The organism is Streptomyces sp. AC627_RSS907 (genome assembly GCF_019049165.1).
The window spans coordinates 1-818 of sequence record NZ_JAGMUE010000437.1; the positions used below are offsets into that span (position 1 = coordinate 1).

Sequence of the window (818 nt, forward strand, 5' to 3'; positions counted from 1 at the left end):
GCACCACTCCGATGCCGTCCACGCCCAGCTCGTACCGGACGCCGAAGTCCGCGATCCAGGCGTGCGACTCGGTGAGCTGGTACGGGTCCTCGCTGTCGGGGTCGAAGCGGACCAACGCCGTGGCGGCCAGCACCAGCGTGGCCAGCGAGAACAGCAGGGCCACCCACTTGGCGAGCGTGCGCTGTGCGGCCGGGACGGCCGCGACGGCGACGGCGCCGACGGCGGGCGCCACGGCCGTGGCCGTCAACAGGGGAAATGACATGTCAGACCGCCCTCATCAGCAGGGTCGCGGCGATCAGGACCGCCGTACCGCCGAACATCGAGACCGCGTAACTGCGCGCGTAGCCGTTCTGCAGTCGCCGCAGTCGCCCGGAGAGTCCGCCGACCGAGGCCGCGGTGCCGTTGACGACGCCGTCCACCAGCTTGTGGTCGACGTAGACCAGGCTGCGGGTCAGGTGCTCCCCGCCGCGGACCAGGACGACGTGGTTGAAGTCGTCCTGGAGCAGGTCGCGGCGGGCCGCCCGGGTGAGCAGCGAGCCGCGCGGGGCGACGACCGGGACCGGCTTGCGCCCGTACTGCGCCCAGGCCAGCGCGACGCCGACGACCAGCACCGCGACGGTGGACAGCGTGACGGTGGTCGCGCTCAGCGGCGAGTCGCCGTGGTCGTGCCCGGTGACCGGCTCCAGCCAGTGCACGAACCGGTCGCCGACGCTGAACAGGCCGCCCGCGAACACCGACCCGAAGGCCAGCACGATCATGGGGATGGTCATCGACTTCGGCGACTCGTGCGGGTGCGGCTCGGCGTGCTCGCCGCGGGT

2 pseudogenes are annotated in these 818 nt (G+C 72.5%); both read right to left on the reverse strand.

The features are described 5' to 3' along the window. Positions 1–262: pseudogene (locus KUM32_RS36325) on the reverse strand (NADH-quinone oxidoreductase subunit M); the annotation flags it as partial. A 1-nt stretch (position 263) separates the two neighbouring features. Continuing rightward, positions 264–818, reverse strand: a pseudogene (locus KUM32_RS36330) (NADH-quinone oxidoreductase subunit L); the annotation flags it as partial.